We start from the raw sequence: 15,979 nt of genomic DNA on the forward strand, positions 1-15,979 counted from the left end.
AACTTAATTAACGAGGGATTCTAAGTGAATATCAATGCAACCCTAATTGGACAATCGATTGCATTCGCCATCTTCGTGATGTTTTGCATGAAGTTTGTGTGGCCGCCTTTGGTTGCTGCTATTTCGGATCGCCAACGTAAAATCGCAGATGGCCTAAATGCTGCCGAAAAAGCCAAAGCAGACTTAGCAACTGCATCACAAGCTGCAGAGCAAGAGCTTATCGCAGCAAAAGCAAAAGCCGCTTCACTCATTGACCAAGCGAACAAAAGCGCCAATCAAATGATTGAAGATGCCAGAGTGCAAGCACAAGTGGAAGGCGAACGTATTCGTCAGCAAGCGCGTGAAGCAATTGATCAAGAAATTAATAAAGCCCGTGAAGGTTTACGCGCGCAGGTTGCAGAACTTGCCGTACTCGGTGCCGAAAAAATCTTACAAGAAAAGGTCAATCCAGAAACTCATGCCAATATGTTAAACCAATTGGCAGCCAAGTTATAAGTAGCAACCGTACAGTGAGGATATGATGGCTGATTTATCAACCTTAGCAAGACCCTATGCAAAAGCAGCATTTGATTATGCTAAAGAGCACACGTCAGTCAATGAGTGGCAAGATTACTTAAACGTGATGAATGCCATCGTTAGTGATAAAGCATTTGCCGATTATATCAATAATCCAGCAGTTGCTGCACAAGCTAAAGTCGCTACTTTAAAAGACCTTTATAACCAAAGTTCACCTGAAGATAGCAATACTGTGTTTAAAACTTTAAGCACCGCTATTGAGGGTGGGGCACAAGCAGATTCCAATGCTTTTGTTAATTTTTTGACGCAACTTGCAGAGCAAGATCGTTTGGCATTATTACCCAGTATCAATGAGCGTTTTGGTTTATTAAAAGCCGCTGATGCAAAAGAAGTTCATGCATATGTCACGTCGGCATATCCATTAACGCAAGTGCAAGAGCAACTCATTGAACACCGACTAGCCACATCCCTAGGCGCGAAGGTCGTACTACATGTCAATGTAGACCCTGCCCTAATTGCAGGTGTGACGATTAAGGTCGGTGACAAAGTAATCGATGACTCTGTACGTGGCAAATTAAAACAGTTAAAAACACAGCTGACGGCATAAATTTCAACAAAATTGATTCTAGTCAGTAAAAATTAAGGAACAGTGCAATGCAACAATTGAATCCAGCGGAAATCAGTAATCTGATTAAGCAGCGAATTCAAGACCTGACTGCGGGTGCCACAGCAAAGAACGAAGGCACTATTGTCATGGTATCTGACGGTATCGTACAGATTCATGGTCTTGAAGATGCCATGTACGGCGAAATGATTGAGTTTGAAGGTGGCGTATATGGTATGGCGCTAAACCTTGAACAAGACTCAGTCGGCGCGGTTGTTCTAGGTGAATACTTGAATCTCCAAGAAGGACAAAAAGCTTACTGTACTGGTCGTATTTTAGAAGTACCAGTGGGTCCTGAGCTTTTAGGTCGTGTGGTAGATGCACTGGGTAATCCTATCGATGGTAAAGGCCCAATCAACGCCAAATTAACGGATAAAGTTGAAAAAATCGCCCCAGGCGTTATCGACCGTCAATCAGTTGATGAGCCAGTAATGACAGGTTATAAAGCCGTTGATACCATGATTCCAATCGGACGTGGTCAACGTGAGCTTATCATTGGTGACCGCCAAACTGGTAAAACAGCGATGGCAATCGATGCGATCATCGCGCAAAAACACTCGGGCATTAAATGTGTATATGTAGCCGTTGGTCAAAAACGCTCAACCATCGCAAACGTGGTACGTAAACTAGAAGAAACAGGCGCACTAGCTTATACAACGGTTGTGGTTGCATCGGCTTCTGAACCTGCAGCGCTGCAGTACATCGCGCCATACTCTGGTTGTACTATGGGTGAATACTTCCGTGACCGCGGTGAAGATGCGCTTATCATTTATGATGACTTATCAAAACAAGCCGTAGCCTATCGTCAAATTTCATTGCTTTTACGTCGCCCACCAGGACGTGAAGCTTACCCAGGTGACGTATTCTACCTTCACTCACGTCTATTAGAGCGCGCTTCACGCGTGAACGCTGAGTATGTAGAAAAATTCACCAACGGTGCAGTAACAGGTAAAACAGGTTCGTTAACTGCCTTGCCAATTATCGAAACCCAAGCGGGTGACGTATCAGCATTCGTACCAACCAACGTGATTTCAATCACGGACGGTCAGATCTTCCTAGAGTCAAGTTTATTCAACTCAGGTATCCGTCCAGCGGTGAATGCGGGTATTTCAGTTTCTCGTGTGGGTGGTGCAGCGCAAACTAAAATCATCAAAAAATTATCAGGTGGTATCCGTACCGCATTGGCACAGTATCGTGAATTGGCAGCGTTTGCACAGTTTGCTTCTGACCTAGATGACGCAACCCGTAAACAGCTTGATCATGGTCAACGTGTGACTGAATTGATGAAACAAAATCAATACGCACCAATGAGCATCGCTGAACAAGCTGCGGTAATTTATGCTTCTAACGAAGGCTATCTAGCCGATGTTCCCGTCAACAAAGTGGGTGCATTTGAAGCAGGTTTGTTACGTTACCTACGTGACCAACATGGTGATTTTATGGCAGACATTGATAACACTGCCAACTATAATGATGATATCGCAAACCAATTCAAATCAGCGATTGAAAACTATAAGCAAAATCACTCTTTCTAAGATTTAGTGAAATTTTAGAACTGCATTGTCATAGAATAAATGAACAAAGGGGTTATGATTACTTTGTTCATTTTTCCAAATTTCGTCCATGTTATATCAATGGGCGTGGACTGAAACTAAACATGGCTGTATGGATTATTTATGGCAAGTTTAAAAGAAATTCGAGCAAAAGTTGCTAGTATTAAAAGTACCCAGAAAATTACTCGTGCCATGCAAATGGTTGCAGCGAGTAAGATGCGACGTGCCCAAGAACGTATGCAACTAGGTCGTCCTTATGCTGATAGCATGCGTCGAGTGGTTTCTCATCTAGTTAAAGCTTCACCAGACTACAAACATCCTTATCTAGTGCCTCGTGCGGTTAATCGTGTTGGCTATATTGTAGTCAGTTCTGACCGTGGTCTTGCAGGTGGTTTGAATATCAACTTATTCAAAAAATTGATGCAGCATGTCAAACAACAAAAAAGCCAATCGGTTGAAACGCGCTTTGCGGTGATTGGTCAAAAAGGCGTGAGCTTCTTTAAAACATTCGGTGGTACGGTGATTGCTGCGGAAGCTCACTATGGTGATAACCCAAGCTTTGAGCAACTTAGTGTGCCAGTTCAAGTAATGCTTGATGCGTATAATCGTGGCGAAATTGATGAGATTTACATGGTATATAACGAATTTGTGAATGCCATGACCCAAAATCCCAGTGTGCAACGCTTAGTACCGATTGCGGCTGAGTCTTTGGTTGATGAAACGATGGCAAATCGTGAACACAGCTGGGATTACATCTATGAGCCAACTACCAAAGAGCTGCTTGATGGTTTGATGGGACGTTATGTTGAATCAATCGTCTATCAAGGTGTGGTAGAAAATATTGCTTCTGAACAGTCTGCACGTATGGTTGCTATGAAAGCAGCAACGGATAACGCAGGTAACTTAATTAACGAATTACAATTGGTTTACAACAAGCTGCGTCAAGCGGCGATTACCCGAGAAATTTCGGAAATCGTTGGCGGTGCTGCTGCTGTTTCATAATTGACCTACATTCAAGGAGAGCGTAATGAGTAGCGGTCGTATTGTACAGATTATTGGCGCGGTTATTGACGTTGAATTTGACCGTCAAAGCGTACCAAGAATTTATGATGCCTTAAAAGTTGAAGGCACAGAAACTACATTAGAAGTACAACAACAATTGGGTGATGGTATCGTACGTACTATTGCCATGGGTTCTACTGAAGGTCTAAAACGTGGTTTACCAGTTAGCAATACTGGCGCACCAATCTCTGTACCTGTGGGTAAAGGTACCCTAGGTCGTATCATGGACGTTTTAGGACGTCCAATTGACGAAGCAGGTCCGGTAGAGCATAGCAACACTTGGGCTATTCACCGTGAAGCGCCAAGCTATGATGAACAATCAAACTCTACTGAACTTTTAGAAACGGGTATTAAAGTAATTGACTTACTATGCCCATTTGCTAAAGGTGGTAAAGTCGGTCTGTTCGGTGGCGCAGGTGTTGGTAAAACCGTTAACATGATGGAACTTATCAATAACATCGCAAAAGCACACTCAGGTTTATCTGTATTTGCTGGTGTAGGTGAGCGTACTCGTGAAGGTAATGACTTCTACCACGAGATGAAAGACTCAAACGTACTTGATAAAGTTGCGATGGTGTATGGTCAGATGAATGAGCCACCAGGAAACCGTTTACGTGTTGCCTTGACAGGTTTGACCATGGCGGAATACTTCCGTGACGAAAAAGATGAAAACGGTAAAGGTCGTGACGTATTATTGTTCGTTGACAATATTTATCGTTATACACTAGCGGGTACCGAAGTATCAGCATTGTTAGGTCGTATGCCATCTGCGGTAGGGTATCAGCCAACACTTGCAGAAGAGATGGGTGTATTACAAGAACGTATTACTTCAACCCAATCAGGTTCTATTACTTCTGTTCAAGCAGTATATGTTCCTGCCGATGACTTGACTGACCCATCACCTGCGACAACCTTTGCACACTTAGACGCAACAGTGGTATTGAGCCGTGATATTGCCTCACAAGGTATTTATCCAGCGGTTGACCCACTCGACTCAACGTCGCGTCAGTTAGACCCACTAGTCATTGGTGAAGAGCACTATGCTGTTGCTCGTGGTGTCCAAGAAGTGTTACAACGCTTTAAAGAGTTGAAAGACATTATTGCGATTTTGGGTATGGACGAATTATCAGAAGATGATAAATTAGTGGTATACCGTGCACGTAAAATCCAACGTTTCTTGTCACAACCTTTCCACGTTGCAGAGGTATTCACTGGCTCACCAGGGAAATACGTACCAATCCGTGAAACCATTCAAAGCTTTAAAGCAATCTTGAATGGTGAGTATGATGACTTGCCAGAACAAGCATTCTACATGAAAGGTGGTATTGAAGAAGTGGTTGCTGCAGCAGAAAAACTACGCGGCTAATTTCTCAATCAAACCCTGTTAGTTTAAAATAAAGTAACAGGGTTTTATCAACCTAATTTTGCAATACCATAGGAGAGAACTGTGGCAACTTTACAATGTAATGTCGTCAGTGCGAAAGAAACTATCTACTCTGGTGAGATTAGTATGTTAATTGCTACTGGGGTAGAAGGTGAAGTCGGTATTTTGCCAGGACATATTCCTTTTATTACGCTATTAAAGCCGGGCACCATGCAGATCAAAACCAGCAATGGCAATGATGAAATGGTGTATGTATCAGGTGGTGTTTTAGAAGTACAACCGCATTTAGTGACGGTATTGGCAGATACAGCAGTACGTGCAAATGACTTAGATGAAGCCAAAATTTTGGAAGCACGTCGTCATGCAGAACAAAGCTTGCAAAATCAAAAAGCCGATATCGACACCTCTGCGGCTTTGGCAGCATTGGCAGAATCTTTGGCACAATTGCAAACCTTACAAAAATTCAAAAACCGTGCCTAATTTTGATGGTACTATGTTTAAAGACAGTGGCTATGACCACTGTTTTTTTTATGGGTGCTTAAAGATATAAATGCTTAAAAAAAGAGCGATTAAAATTTTACTAATTATCTTTTAAACCAAAGCTAGCAAAAAATTTTTATCAGTTATTGAATAGATAACCTTATATCGTATGCTTTTGCATCTTATTATATGTGGTATTTATACTTTTTTTATGTTTAGTTACGTTTTAACAATATTAAATTGGCTATTTTTTCGCTAAATTAATTCAATTATATTGTAGTAGTACAGGTAATGCGTAAACTTTCATTACCTATTGCTGATAGATAAATAAAGATATATTCTGATATAAGTATTAAGAGTATGTATAAAATTTTTTGGAGGAAATTATGTCAGAAGAAGAGTTGATACCCCGCGTATTGATTGTAGAGGATGATGAGCGTCTTGCAACCTTGACCCAAGATTATTTGCGTAAAAATGGTCTAGATGTGGCAATTGAAACTGATGGTAACCGTGCCATTCGTCGTATCGTGGCTGAGCAGCCTGATATGGTGGTGCTTGATGTGATGTTGCCAGGTAGTGACGGTTTGACGGTATGCCGTGAAGTACGTCCTCATTTTCATAACCCTATCTTAATGCTAACCGCGCGTACCGAAGATATGGACCAAGTATTAGGTCTAGAAATGGGTGCGGATGACTACGTGGCAAAACCCGTTCAGCCGCGTGTGTTATTAGCGCGCATTCGTGCACTATTGCGCCGCTCTGATACCGCGCCAACTGATGAAGTGCCACAGCGTCTTGAATTTGGCGATTTGGTTATTGATAACGGCGGTCGTTCGGTTACTTTGAATGATGAGCTTGTTGACTTTACCAGTGCGGAATATGATTTATTGTGGTTATTGGCATCAAATGCAGGTCGTATCTTATCGCGTGAAGATATTTTTGAACGTCTGCGTGGTATCGAGTATGATGGTCAAGACCGCTCGATTGACGTACGTATTTCTCGTATCCGTCCAAAAATTGGTGATGATCCAGAAAACCCAAAACGTATCAAAACCGTTCGCAGTAAAGGCTATCTGTTTGTCAAGGAAAACTAACATAGTATTGATAAACACAGTATTGAAAAAAGTCAGCATCAAGCTGGCTTTTTTTATCGCTATCACTGGTAACTTTGCTACCTAGCAATTGGTAGATTTAGCACAACAATTTGCTACGTTACTAGACAATCGCTTCATGAATTTTACATTGTAATATTAATTTTGCTAGGTAATAATACGGCTATTATCTTTTGACCTTAACCCTAGATTTTTATGCCACTATTATCGTCCTTAAACCAATCTATCTTTCTGCGGATTTATGCAGGTCTGTTACTTATTTGTTTGTTGGTTGCGTTGTTTGCGCAATTGCTTATCACCACTATCAACGCAGAGCGCGTACAGACTTATCGCGAGGATATGGCATCAGCGGCATTTTATCTCATTGACTCAGGGTTGTCGCGCCAAGTAACGGCGCAAGAGCGTAATTTTTGGCTCTCTGATGTCAGTACCTTATTTGATACTAAGTTTGAAATCGAACCTACCTCAAAAGCGGATTTTAAAACCAGCGAAATTAATCGACTCAACAAACAACAAGCCGTAGTACGTTTTAATGGCGATACCAATACCGCAGAGATTTATCATAAAGTCTCGGGTGAGAATAACGTCTTGCATGTCAGCGTCAATAAACTCAATGAGCAACAAATTAAAGGGATAGGTGTGTTGCTGCTCGATGATTTGTCTTACTATCGCACCTTGGCAGAAAAACAGCAACGCTTGCAACAAATTCAAAAATTTTTCCCTTTTAAGCTCACCTTGCAATCCGTTAATAAACTGCAACTTGATACCGACCAAAAAGCGCGCCTGTATCGCAAAGATATCGTGATTATGTTCCGTGACAATACCAGTGTAGAGAATTCATCGATTCGGGTACTAGCACCGACTGAACTCCAAGATACTGTGGTGGATTTGGGACCCATTCCACTGTTTAACTGGTTTCCGCTTAATCTGATTATTAGTATCACGCTCATTAGTATGTTCTTAATCAGTCTAGGGGTGTATGCGCTGATTTTCCCATTAGAGCGTAAACTGCAGCTCATTCAAAGCGGTATCACCAAAGTGCGCGAAGGTAAGCTCAATACCAAAGTAAAAGTCGTGGGCGAAGATGAAATTGCCCATCTAGCGGCAACCTTTAATAGTATGACTGAGCACATCCGCCGTTTGATTGAATCCCAGCGCGAGTTGACCCGTGCCGTATCCCATGAGCTGCGCACCCCAGTAGCACGTATCCGCTTTGCCGTGGATATGCTGGCTGATACGGATGATTATGACGATCGGATGAGTCAGCGTGATTATATCGACCAAGATATCGAATCGCTCAATGGCTTGATTGATGAAATTTTAACCTATGCCAAGCTTGAAGAAGGCTCACCCAAAATGGACTGGGAAGATGTCGACTTGCAAGAACTTGTTTCGCAGATTGCCCGTGAGACCAATGCGCTTGGTAAACCCGTTAACGTCAAAATAGGCAAGGTACAAAAAGGTGCATTTGCACAAGCCGATAGACGCTATTTACACCGCGTGTTGCAAAACTTGGCAGGCAATGCCACCCGGTATGCCGAAAGCACCATTATCATCTCAGCAGGCTTAGAAAAAAATGAAGCCTTTATCAGTGTGGAAGATGATGGACAGGGTATTCCAGAAAAAGACCGTGAAAAAGTCTTTATCCCATTTGCGCGTCTGGATGATAGTCGTACCCGTGCCTCGGGTGGTTATGGTCTAGGCTTATCAATCGTGTCTCGAATTGCGTTTTGGTTTAACGGTCGCATGTCAGTGGATGAAAGCCCTACCTTGGGTGGGGCGCGATTTATCATGAAATGGCCAAAAAGCCAGCTAGCTTCAAGTATTGAAGCGGATGAAATTACCCAAAAAAGTAGCGAGAAAAAATATACGCAAGCGCAAGGGTCATAAGCTCGTTACCAGTGACACTTGCAAATTAGCTCAGACTGGGCTAAATTTTAGTGAGTTATGCAATGGTTTAGCAAAATTTGCGCACATCAATTAACCGATGAGCGAAATCATCACAAGCGAGGATGGCATGCGTTACCTGTTTTTAGCCTTGGTGGCACTCAACATGGCGGTTTTTGGTTATTATAGTTTTTTGCGCAAACCTACTGAAAGCCAGTCCGTCTCACAGGCGCGCGCAGCATTGGTTCATCCTGTCACAGCCACCGATGTGTCAAGTGAACTACCCCCCATGATTGGTACTAAAAAGTAAAAATGGCTACCCAAACCAAAGTTATCAAAACCGAAGCTATCAACACCAAAGTTACTAAGGAATCATGATTAGCCTAACCTATTAAGCAACCAATTAGTCTTTTGTCATCTTTATTCTATAATCGGAATATTAACCACCACTACTAAACCGCCGCCATTGGGCTGATTACGAGCGATGACGCTACCATTGTGCAGGTGAGTAATGCGGCTTACAATCGCAAGCCCAAGCCCACTCCCTTGCGTGGTACGTGCCGTTTCGCCCCGCTCAAACGGCTGCATAATCCGCTCAAGCTGATCTTCGGCAACGCCTTGCCCCTCATCGCTAACTTTAATGGTTAAGTATTTTTGTCTAGAGGTTATCTCTGGCGTTAGATTTTCATCGGTGACCACTTGCTCGGTAGGCTGTAGAGCATTATCAATGCTAATCTCAATATGAATGGGCGGCTGACCATAGCGACAAGCATTATTGACCAAATTAACAATGAGACGTTTAATGGATAAAGGTCGCAATGGCACACTGGGCAGATCTTCTTGGATATCGATAATAAATGGGGTAGGGGCAAATTGCACCACAATCTCGTTAATGATGGGGCGTAGGTTGGTCAATCGTACCGCTTCATCTGAGCCATCTTTCATAAATGAAATAAACTGCTCCAAAATCGCGTCCATGTCCTCAATATCATACACTAGCCCTTCACGCAAAAACTCATCGGGTAGCATCTCGGCTGTGAGTCGCATCCGCGTCAGTGGCGTGCGCAAATCATGGGAAATACCAGCGAGCATAATATTGCGTTCTTTTTGGGTTTGGGTCAGGTTATGAAACAGTCGGTTAAATGCCAAATTCACCTGACGAATCTCTGTTGAGCCTTCATTGGTCGCCAAATTGTTGGCGTGCCCAAGGGTGATGTAATCAATCGCCACTTTTTGTAAGCGTTTGAGCGGGCGATTTAATTGTCTGACCAAAAACAAAATAGTCAGCAACGTGGCAAGCGGAATCCCCAATAAGAAAAAATAAATCGACGTTGGGCTATATTTGGCATAAAACTTGACAGGCTCTTGCAGCCAAACATCCGGATGCGCGCTGTCTTGAATATACAAAATCGGTATGGGTTTGAATTTAAAATTGACCGATACAGGACGCTGCATCACGCTTTCCATCTGTGTTGCCATTCGCTGGGTAAAGTAATCCACCAAGGTTTTTTCTTGAAAAGAGGGTATCTGTTGTGGGTCAGTAATCACATTAATATGTGAGGCGTCAATAATCCAATTTTTAAGCTCGGGATTGTTTTTAAAATCTTTATCCGCTTTATCAATCATCAACAGCTGATTGGCAAGATAAGTCGCATGGTTTTGTAGCTCTGGTAAATACAGACTGCGCCAAAAAAACCATAGCGACAATGCCACGCTCACCAGCACCATCAACATCACCATCAAGGTGGTTTGCCAAGTGTGGCTATAGCCTTTGAGTTTGGGTAAATGCGGTTTCATGCTGGGGTATCCTGATGGTGGCTGTACAGCTGAGTCAAAACGGGCAACGGCACTGGCATCCTGTTATAATACGCAGATAGCTTGGCAAAATTAAAGGGGCAATCATGCAGTTTTCAAAGTTTGGTGAAAAGTTTACCAAAAATAGCGGTATTTTGCAGTTAATGGATGATTTGGGCAACGCGCTTAACAGCGAACAACCGATTAATATGCTCGGCGGTGGCAATCCAGCACGGATTGATAAAGTTAACCAAACCTATTGGTCGGTGTTTAAAACCTTAGCTGAAGGTGATATGGGCTCAATGGCCATCGAAAATATCGGAAACTACTCAACGCCGCAGGGCGATGCCAAGTTTATTGCAGCATTGGTAGATTTTTTTAATCGCCATTATGATTGGGGACTTACCACAGACAATATCGCCCTGACCAATGGCTCACAAAACGCATTTTTTTATTTATTCAACTTGTTTGGTGGGCAGTTTGACGATACCACACGAGGCGGCATTGATAAAAAAATTCTATTACCACTTGCCCCAGAATATGTGGGTTATGCCGATGCCCATGTGGATGGGCAGTATTTTATCGCAGTGCCACCCAGCATTGACTTTGTCCAACACCAAGGCGAAGACGGCTTTTTTAAATACCGAGTCGATTTTGATACGCTAGAAAATTTGGCTGAACTGCACAACGGCGAAATTGGGGCAATTTGTTGCTCACGCCCGACCAACCCAACAGGCAACGTGCTGACCGATAACGAAATGGCGCGCCTTGAAGCGATTGCTAAGCGTTTTGATATCCCACTGATTATCGATAATGCGTATGGAATGCCATTCCCCAATATCATCTATAGCCAAGCCACGCTCAATTGGAATGAGCAAATTATTTTGTGCTTTAGCCTATCAAAAATCGGTTTGCCTGGGGTGCGTACAGGGATTGTGGTCGCCAATCCGCAGGTGGTTAAAGCGATTAGCAGCCTAAACGCCATTGTTAATCTAGCGCCGACCCGTTTTGGCGCGGCGATTGCTACGCCACTGCTACAAGATGACCGGCTAAAAGATTTGTCAGACAATCATATTCGTCCGTTTTATCAAGGACAAGCCAAATTAGCGGTGCAGCTGCTAAAACAAGAACTGGGCGACTTGCCAAGCCCCTATAACAATGCGATGAAAATCCACAAGCCTGAAGGCGCGATTTTCCTGTGGGTATGGTTTAAAGATTTGCCGATAACCACGGTTGAGTTGTATGAGCGATTAAAAGCCAAAGGCACATTGATTATCCCTAGCGAGCATTTCTTTGTTGGCGTGGATACTGAAAACTTTAAACACGCCCATGAGTGTATCCGCCTAAGCATCGCCCAAGATGATGATACCTTGAAAAAAGGTATCGCTACGATTGGGAAAGTGGTGAGGGCGGTTTATGCCAACCAGTAAAAACAAGCAATAAAAAAGGGCATACATCGCGCCCTTTTACTGTTGTTTTGAACAACTAAATTTTCCACTCCACAAAATTCCTCAATAGCTGCAACCCTGCGGTATGGCTTTTTTCGGGGTGAAACTGGGTCGCAAACAAATTATCTTTAATCACGCTGGCACAAAACTCGACGCCATAATCACAGGTTGCCGCCACAATCGAGGTATCAGACGGCACACAATAAAAACTATGCACAAAATAAAAGTGGGTATTATCTTCAATCCCTTGCCATAGCGGATGCGCCAAATCCATATGGGTGATAGTATTCCAGCCCATATGCGGCACTTTAATGCGTTCGTTTTTGTCATCTAGCCAATGATCATCAAAGCGTTTGACGTCACCGCCCAATACCCCTAGACAGTCTACCCCGTCATTTTCTTCTGAGCGCTCAAACAACGCCTGCATCCCGACACAAATTGCCATCACAGGCTTATTAAATACAGCCGTTTTGACGGCATCAGCAATACCTGCTGCCTGCATCTCTGCCATACAGTCGCGCATTGCCCCTACGCCAGGGAAGACGATTTTGTCTGCTGCCGCAATCACCGCAGGGTCACGCGTGATTGCCACATCAGCGCCCACTGCCGTCAAGGCTTTACCTGCCGAATGTAAATTACCCATGCCATAATCTAACAATGCAACCTTTGTCATCTGTTATCCTGTTGTCAAAAAAAGCCCAAAACCGCGATTAAGCGCTGATATCACTTGGCGCTAATCTATCATCAATTACCAAAGAAGTTTTGAAAAATGCCAAAACAGCCATTATATTAATATCATCACATTGCTGCGCAAATAGCACTATTTGCAAAATTTTAAGGACAACAATAATGGCAGAAAAAAACTATTATGACATTTTAGGCGTCGATAAAAAAGCCAGTGAAGCAGATATTAAAAAAGCCTATCGCAAACTGGTACGACAATATCACCCTGATATCAACGACTCACCCGATGCCGACGCCAAAATGGGTGAAATCAATAACGCCTATGAAACGCTCAAGGACGCTGAAAAACGCGCCCAATACGACATGATGCTCGACAACCCTTATATGGGTCAAGGCTTTGGCGGTATGGGGGGCGGCATGGGCGGCGGTCAGGGCTTTAATGCCAATATGAGCCAAGCGGATTTGGATGAAATCCTCCGTCAGTTTGGCGGTGGGGCGGGCGGTCGTCAGTCGCAAGGCGGGGGTGCGGGTGGCTTTAGATTTGATGATATTTTCTCGACATTCGGGGGCGGTGCAGGCGGATTTGGTGGCAGACAGTCGCAACGCTCGACCAAAGGCGACGATCAGCATGCCGAGTTATCAATTGATTTAAAAGCCACTTATGAAGGCGATACCCGTAAAATCAGCCTAAATTTACCCGTGCAAACCGCGACAGGGCTGGATTATCAAACCAAGACTATTGAAGTCAAAATCCCCAAAGGTATTGCCGAAGGGCAACAAATTCGCTTGGCAAAACAAGGCAATCCAAGCCCGTATGGCGGTGATAATGGCGATTTGTACCTAAAAATTAAATTTAATCACCCAGATAATATCCGTGTAGAAGGCAAAGACGTGTTCCAAACGGTAGACGTTGCGCCTTGGGAAGCAGCTATGGGTGGTCAAATCACGGTCAACACGCCTGCTGGCAAGGTCAATGTCAATGTCCCAAAAAATAGCCGTACTGGTACCAATCTGCGCCTTAAAGGTAAAGGTATCCCAGCCAAAGAAGCCGGTGATTTGTATTTAAGTTTAAATATCGTGTTGCCAAAAATCGATACAGACGAAGATATCCAAGCGTTTGAAGCGTTCAAATCGGCATTTGCCTCGTTTGTCCCAACGCGCTAATCTATTGATAATTAAGCTCTATTGATAACTAAGCAATAAAATAGGCAGTACAATAAAAAAAATGACAAACAAGCACCAAACATAACTATAGAGACACAACAGGAGTGCAACATGGCTCAAACCACCAATATGGATTTATCGTTACGGTTAACCTTAGATGATTTGATTACGGCGAGTAGTTGGGATAAAAGCTGGGTATTAGCGCTAATGGATGAAGATATTATTTATGCTGAAACACCTGCTATCGACAGCCAGCCCTATTTTAATAGCGCACAATTGACCACAGTGCGCCTTGCCTCACGCCTACGCCGTGATTTTGATGCCAGTCCGCAAGCGATTGGCTTAATACTATCGCTGCTTGACGAGCTAAGACCGCTTCGACAGTTACAGCGGCAAATCACGCTCACGCGAATGATTCATGATGTGGATGATAACTAACAAACATCAAGTTAGCCAACATCACTTAGGTGAATTTAATGTTAAAAAAGGGCGGGTTATAGTGTGATAACCCGCCCTTTTTATTTGCTACAGCAACCGATTATTGGGCATAACCGTGATTACGGAGCCAGTTTTGTAAAAGTTGAATTTCGGCTTGTTGGGTATCGATTAGGGTATTGGTAAGGCTACGCACTTTGTCATCGTTACCATATTTGGCAACCACTTGTGAGAACGCAATCGCGCCTTTATGATGAATCAGCACGGTTTGGGCAAACGCTTGGTCGGCGTTTTTAGTCATGACCGTGTCCACCATTTCTTGCTGCATATCATCGATAATGCTATCGATTTCTTGCTGGGCTGCCACACTATCTGCCATCGGCTGATTAGGGTCCGCGGTGTTTTGAATTAGTTGCATGGCAAGCCAATTCTGTAATATTTGTGATTCATTTTGGCGTGAGCTGATAATATCTCGGGCTAAACCTAGCAGTTCAGGATTTTTGCCGTATCGCTGCTCAATACTGGCAAGCGCGATGGTTTCATCAAAATGACTTAGCATAGCTTTGACAAAAATCATATCAGGCGAGATGGGTATATAGTCAAATTGATTGAGGGCGGTTGGCTCACTGGCTGCAGCCGTATCGATGCTCGGCTGCTTGATGACAGTAAAATACGCTTCTTGATAGTCATTGATGGTACTTGAGGCGGGCATCACATAACCTTGTGCCAGTTGACTGACGGTAAGCATGTTTTTATTGATTGCCTGTGTGTCTAATACTTGGGGCAATGGCTTATCATCAAATTCTTGGGGCGCGCTCGCGCTAGCAGCCGTTGGGGATGCTGGCTGCTGAGAATCAGATTGCTCACAACCAATCATGCTGATAACTGCGATGATAAGCAAGATTGATGGTGCAGTGTTGGACATGCATCGGCTCCCATGCCTTGATTTTTTATACGGTTGGTTTTGAAATGATGATTGTAAGCATTAACTGTAAGCGTTGACTGTCAGCATTGATTATTCGTCATTAGACAAGAGTATAAAGTAGGGCAAGCACAGGGACTATATCAATTGTGTCATGGCAGCTTGCTTATCATTTGCTAGCTGTCGATTGTGCTAGCTGTCGATTATGCTAGCTGTCGCTTGCGGGCAATATTCCTGCCAAGATAAAAAACGCGCGATAAGCGGCTACTTTTTTCTCCAAGCTTTGCGGATAAGCGCGCGAGGTCGATGGCAACCGATAAATACCAAATGTTCGCCCAAAAGCGTTAACTTCAAGAAACTGATTAGTTTTTGGCAGTTTATAGGGTGTTTGACTGGGATCAAAATAGGGTGACGCGGGGTCACTGATACTTTGGTTGACCAGCGCTATCAGTACTTCTGTGGCCTTGCCACCAGTGGTGTAAATCCAGTTGACCTGCTCAAGCTGTGCCAAAACTTTACCCAAATCAACCGTCGCAACCACGGTCAAATGTTCATCAGCCGCATTGCCTTTTTCGCGGATGACATGAGTGACTGAAGGACATTCACCGATTTTATAAGCCTGTAAGAATGCTTTAATTTTTTCGGCATCAAAGCGTTTTTCGGCACCGACTCGAAAATAATCGATATCATCAAAAAACACCTTGCCCATGATACGCCACATATCGTTATAAAAATTGGGGTAATGAAATGCCATGCACCATTTATCAGGTGTGGGCGGCATGGTACCCATCATCAATACTTTGGTATCAGCAAAAAAGAAATTACCAAATGGATGGACTTCGACACGCGGGTCAGTCAATAAATCAGCAGACAT

16 protein-coding genes are annotated in these 15,979 nt (G+C 43.5%); 12 read left to right on the forward strand and 4 right to left on the reverse strand.

Annotation, left to right across the window (positions count from 1 at the left end; genetic code table 11):
* The first annotated feature begins 24 nt into the window (after positions 1-24).
* The 9 genes from ACAM37_RS00220 (at position 25) to ACAM37_RS00260 (ending at position 8,968) form a co-directional block, all read left to right on the forward strand.
* A complete protein-coding gene (locus tag ACAM37_RS00220; RefSeq protein ID WP_036594652.1) occupies positions 25-495 on the forward strand; it encodes a F0F1 ATP synthase subunit B in 471 nt (156 codons plus the stop codon).
* A 25-nt stretch (positions 496-520) separates the two neighbouring features.
* Complete coding sequence (locus tag ACAM37_RS00225) at positions 521-1,123, forward strand: F0F1 ATP synthase subunit delta (protein ID WP_007115822.1); 603 nt, start codon at positions 521-523, stop codon at positions 1,121-1,123.
* Positions 1,124-1,170: 47 nt separating this feature from the next.
* Complete coding sequence (atpA, locus tag ACAM37_RS00230) at positions 1,171-2,715, forward strand: F0F1 ATP synthase subunit alpha (protein WP_007115823.1); 1,545 nt, start codon at positions 1,171-1,173, stop codon at positions 2,713-2,715.
* 141 nt (positions 2,716-2,856) lie between these two features.
* Positions 2,857-3,735 carry a F0F1 ATP synthase subunit gamma gene (gene atpG, locus ACAM37_RS00235; protein ID WP_007115824.1) on the forward strand — a complete coding sequence of 293 codons (879 nt, stop codon included), beginning with the start codon at positions 2,857-2,859 and terminating at the stop codon, positions 3,733-3,735.
* A gap of 25 nt (positions 3,736-3,760) precedes the next feature.
* The gene (gene atpD / locus ACAM37_RS00240) at positions 3,761-5,161 is read left to right on the forward strand and encodes a F0F1 ATP synthase subunit beta (RefSeq protein WP_007115825.1); all 1,401 of its coding nucleotides are present in this window, start codon (positions 3,761-3,763) and stop codon (positions 5,159-5,161) included.
* 81 nt (positions 5,162-5,242) lie between these two features.
* Positions 5,243-5,659, forward strand: a complete 417-nt coding sequence (locus ACAM37_RS00245; RefSeq protein WP_007115826.1) for a F0F1 ATP synthase subunit epsilon — start codon at positions 5,243-5,245, stop codon at positions 5,657-5,659.
* A gap of 386 nt (positions 5,660-6,045) precedes the next feature.
* Positions 6,046-6,753: a response regulator gene (locus ACAM37_RS00250; RefSeq protein ID WP_007115827.1), complete on the forward strand. Its 708-nt coding sequence runs from the start codon at positions 6,046-6,048 to the stop codon at positions 6,751-6,753.
* A 213-nt stretch (positions 6,754-6,966) separates the two neighbouring features.
* Entirely contained in the window at positions 6,967-8,661 is a 1,695-nt protein-coding gene (locus ACAM37_RS00255; RefSeq protein ID WP_060995381.1) for an ATP-binding protein, read from the forward strand.
* A gap of 97 nt (positions 8,662-8,758) precedes the next feature.
* Positions 8,759-8,968: a hypothetical protein gene (locus ACAM37_RS00260; protein WP_227522662.1), complete on the forward strand. Its 210-nt coding sequence runs from the start codon at positions 8,759-8,761 to the stop codon at positions 8,966-8,968.
* Positions 8,969-9,078: 110 nt separating this feature from the next.
* On the opposite strand, the gene ACAM37_RS00265 is transcribed toward ACAM37_RS00260, so the two are convergent.
* Positions 9,079-10,455 (reverse strand): ATP-binding protein, encoded by a 1,377-nt coding sequence (locus ACAM37_RS00265; protein ID WP_309596456.1) that lies wholly within the window; start codon positions 10,453-10,455, stop codon positions 9,079-9,081.
* Positions 10,456-10,559: 104 nt separating this feature from the next.
* Between ACAM37_RS00265 and ACAM37_RS00270 the strand changes: the two genes are divergently transcribed.
* Complete coding sequence (locus ACAM37_RS00270; RefSeq protein WP_099833314.1) at positions 10,560-11,882, forward strand: valine--pyruvate transaminase; 1,323 nt, start codon at positions 10,560-10,562, stop codon at positions 11,880-11,882.
* Positions 11,883-11,937: 55 nt separating this feature from the next.
* Here the strand turns inward: ACAM37_RS00270 and hisH are convergent, their stop codons facing one another.
* The gene (hisH, locus tag ACAM37_RS00275) at positions 11,938-12,573 is read right to left on the reverse strand and encodes an imidazole glycerol phosphate synthase subunit HisH (RefSeq protein WP_353551592.1); all 636 of its coding nucleotides are present in this window, start codon (positions 12,571-12,573) and stop codon (positions 11,938-11,940) included.
* A gap of 176 nt (positions 12,574-12,749) precedes the next feature.
* Between hisH and ACAM37_RS00280 the strand changes: the two genes are divergently transcribed.
* Both ACAM37_RS00280 and ACAM37_RS00285 read left to right on the forward strand, forming a co-directional pair.
* Positions 12,750-13,748 (forward strand): DnaJ C-terminal domain-containing protein, encoded by a 999-nt coding sequence (locus ACAM37_RS00280; RefSeq protein ID WP_369626253.1) that lies wholly within the window; start codon positions 12,750-12,752, stop codon positions 13,746-13,748.
* 111 nt (positions 13,749-13,859) lie between these two features.
* Positions 13,860-14,186: a chaperone modulator CbpM gene (locus ACAM37_RS00285; protein WP_227715536.1), complete on the forward strand. Its 327-nt coding sequence runs from the start codon at positions 13,860-13,862 to the stop codon at positions 14,184-14,186.
* Positions 14,187-14,286: 100 nt separating this feature from the next.
* Here ACAM37_RS00285 and ACAM37_RS00290 read toward each other — a convergent pair whose 3' ends face one another.
* Positions 14,287-15,108 (reverse strand): DUF305 domain-containing protein, encoded by an 822-nt coding sequence (locus ACAM37_RS00290; protein WP_309596460.1) that lies wholly within the window; start codon positions 15,106-15,108, stop codon positions 14,287-14,289.
* Positions 15,109-15,313: 205 nt separating this feature from the next.
* Positions 15,314-15,979: a DNA glycosylase gene (locus ACAM37_RS00295; protein ID WP_369626254.1), complete on the reverse strand. Its 666-nt coding sequence runs from the start codon at positions 15,977-15,979 to the stop codon at positions 15,314-15,316.

It is taken from the genome of Moraxella sp. K23, assembly GCF_041154765.1.
Lineage (GTDB): Bacteria > Pseudomonadota > Gammaproteobacteria > Pseudomonadales > Moraxellaceae > Faucicola > Faucicola tetraodonis.

Excerpts from the sequence above, each read along its gene's own strand:
- atpD (WP_007115825.1), top strand. The coding sequence starts at position 3,761 with ATGAGTAGCGGTCGTATTGTACAGATTATTGGCGCGGTTATTGACGTT.
- ACAM37_RS00270 (WP_099833314.1), top strand. The coding sequence starts at position 10,560 with ATGCAGTTTTCAAAGTTTGGTGAAAAGTTTACCAAAAATAGCGGTATT.
- ACAM37_RS00255 (WP_060995381.1), top strand. The coding sequence starts at position 6,967 with ATGCCACTATTATCGTCCTTAAACCAATCTATCTTTCTGCGGATTTAT.
- ACAM37_RS00280 (WP_369626253.1), top strand. The coding sequence starts at position 12,750 with ATGGCAGAAAAAAACTATTATGACATTTTAGGCGTCGATAAAAAAGCC.
- atpA (WP_007115823.1), top strand. The coding sequence starts at position 1,171 with ATGCAACAATTGAATCCAGCGGAAATCAGTAATCTGATTAAGCAGCGA.
- atpG (WP_007115824.1), top strand. The coding sequence starts at position 2,857 with ATGGCAAGTTTAAAAGAAATTCGAGCAAAAGTTGCTAGTATTAAAAGT.
- ACAM37_RS00295 (WP_369626254.1), bottom strand. The coding sequence starts at position 15,979 with ATGTCTGCTGATTTATTGACTGACCCGCGTGTCGAAGTCCATCCATTT.
- hisH (WP_353551592.1), bottom strand. The coding sequence starts at position 12,573 with ATGACAAAGGTTGCATTGTTAGATTATGGCATGGGTAATTTACATTCG.
- ACAM37_RS00285 (WP_227715536.1), top strand. The coding sequence starts at position 13,860 with ATGGCTCAAACCACCAATATGGATTTATCGTTACGGTTAACCTTAGAT.
- ACAM37_RS00260 (WP_227522662.1), top strand. The coding sequence starts at position 8,759 with ATGAGCGAAATCATCACAAGCGAGGATGGCATGCGTTACCTGTTTTTA.
- ACAM37_RS00225 (WP_007115822.1), top strand. The coding sequence starts at position 521 with ATGGCTGATTTATCAACCTTAGCAAGACCCTATGCAAAAGCAGCATTT.
- ACAM37_RS00250 (WP_007115827.1), top strand. The coding sequence starts at position 6,046 with ATGTCAGAAGAAGAGTTGATACCCCGCGTATTGATTGTAGAGGATGAT.
- ACAM37_RS00265 (WP_309596456.1), bottom strand. The coding sequence starts at position 10,455 with ATGAAACCGCATTTACCCAAACTCAAAGGCTATAGCCACACTTGGCAA.
- ACAM37_RS00290 (WP_309596460.1), bottom strand. The coding sequence starts at position 15,108 with ATGTCCAACACTGCACCATCAATCTTGCTTATCATCGCAGTTATCAGC.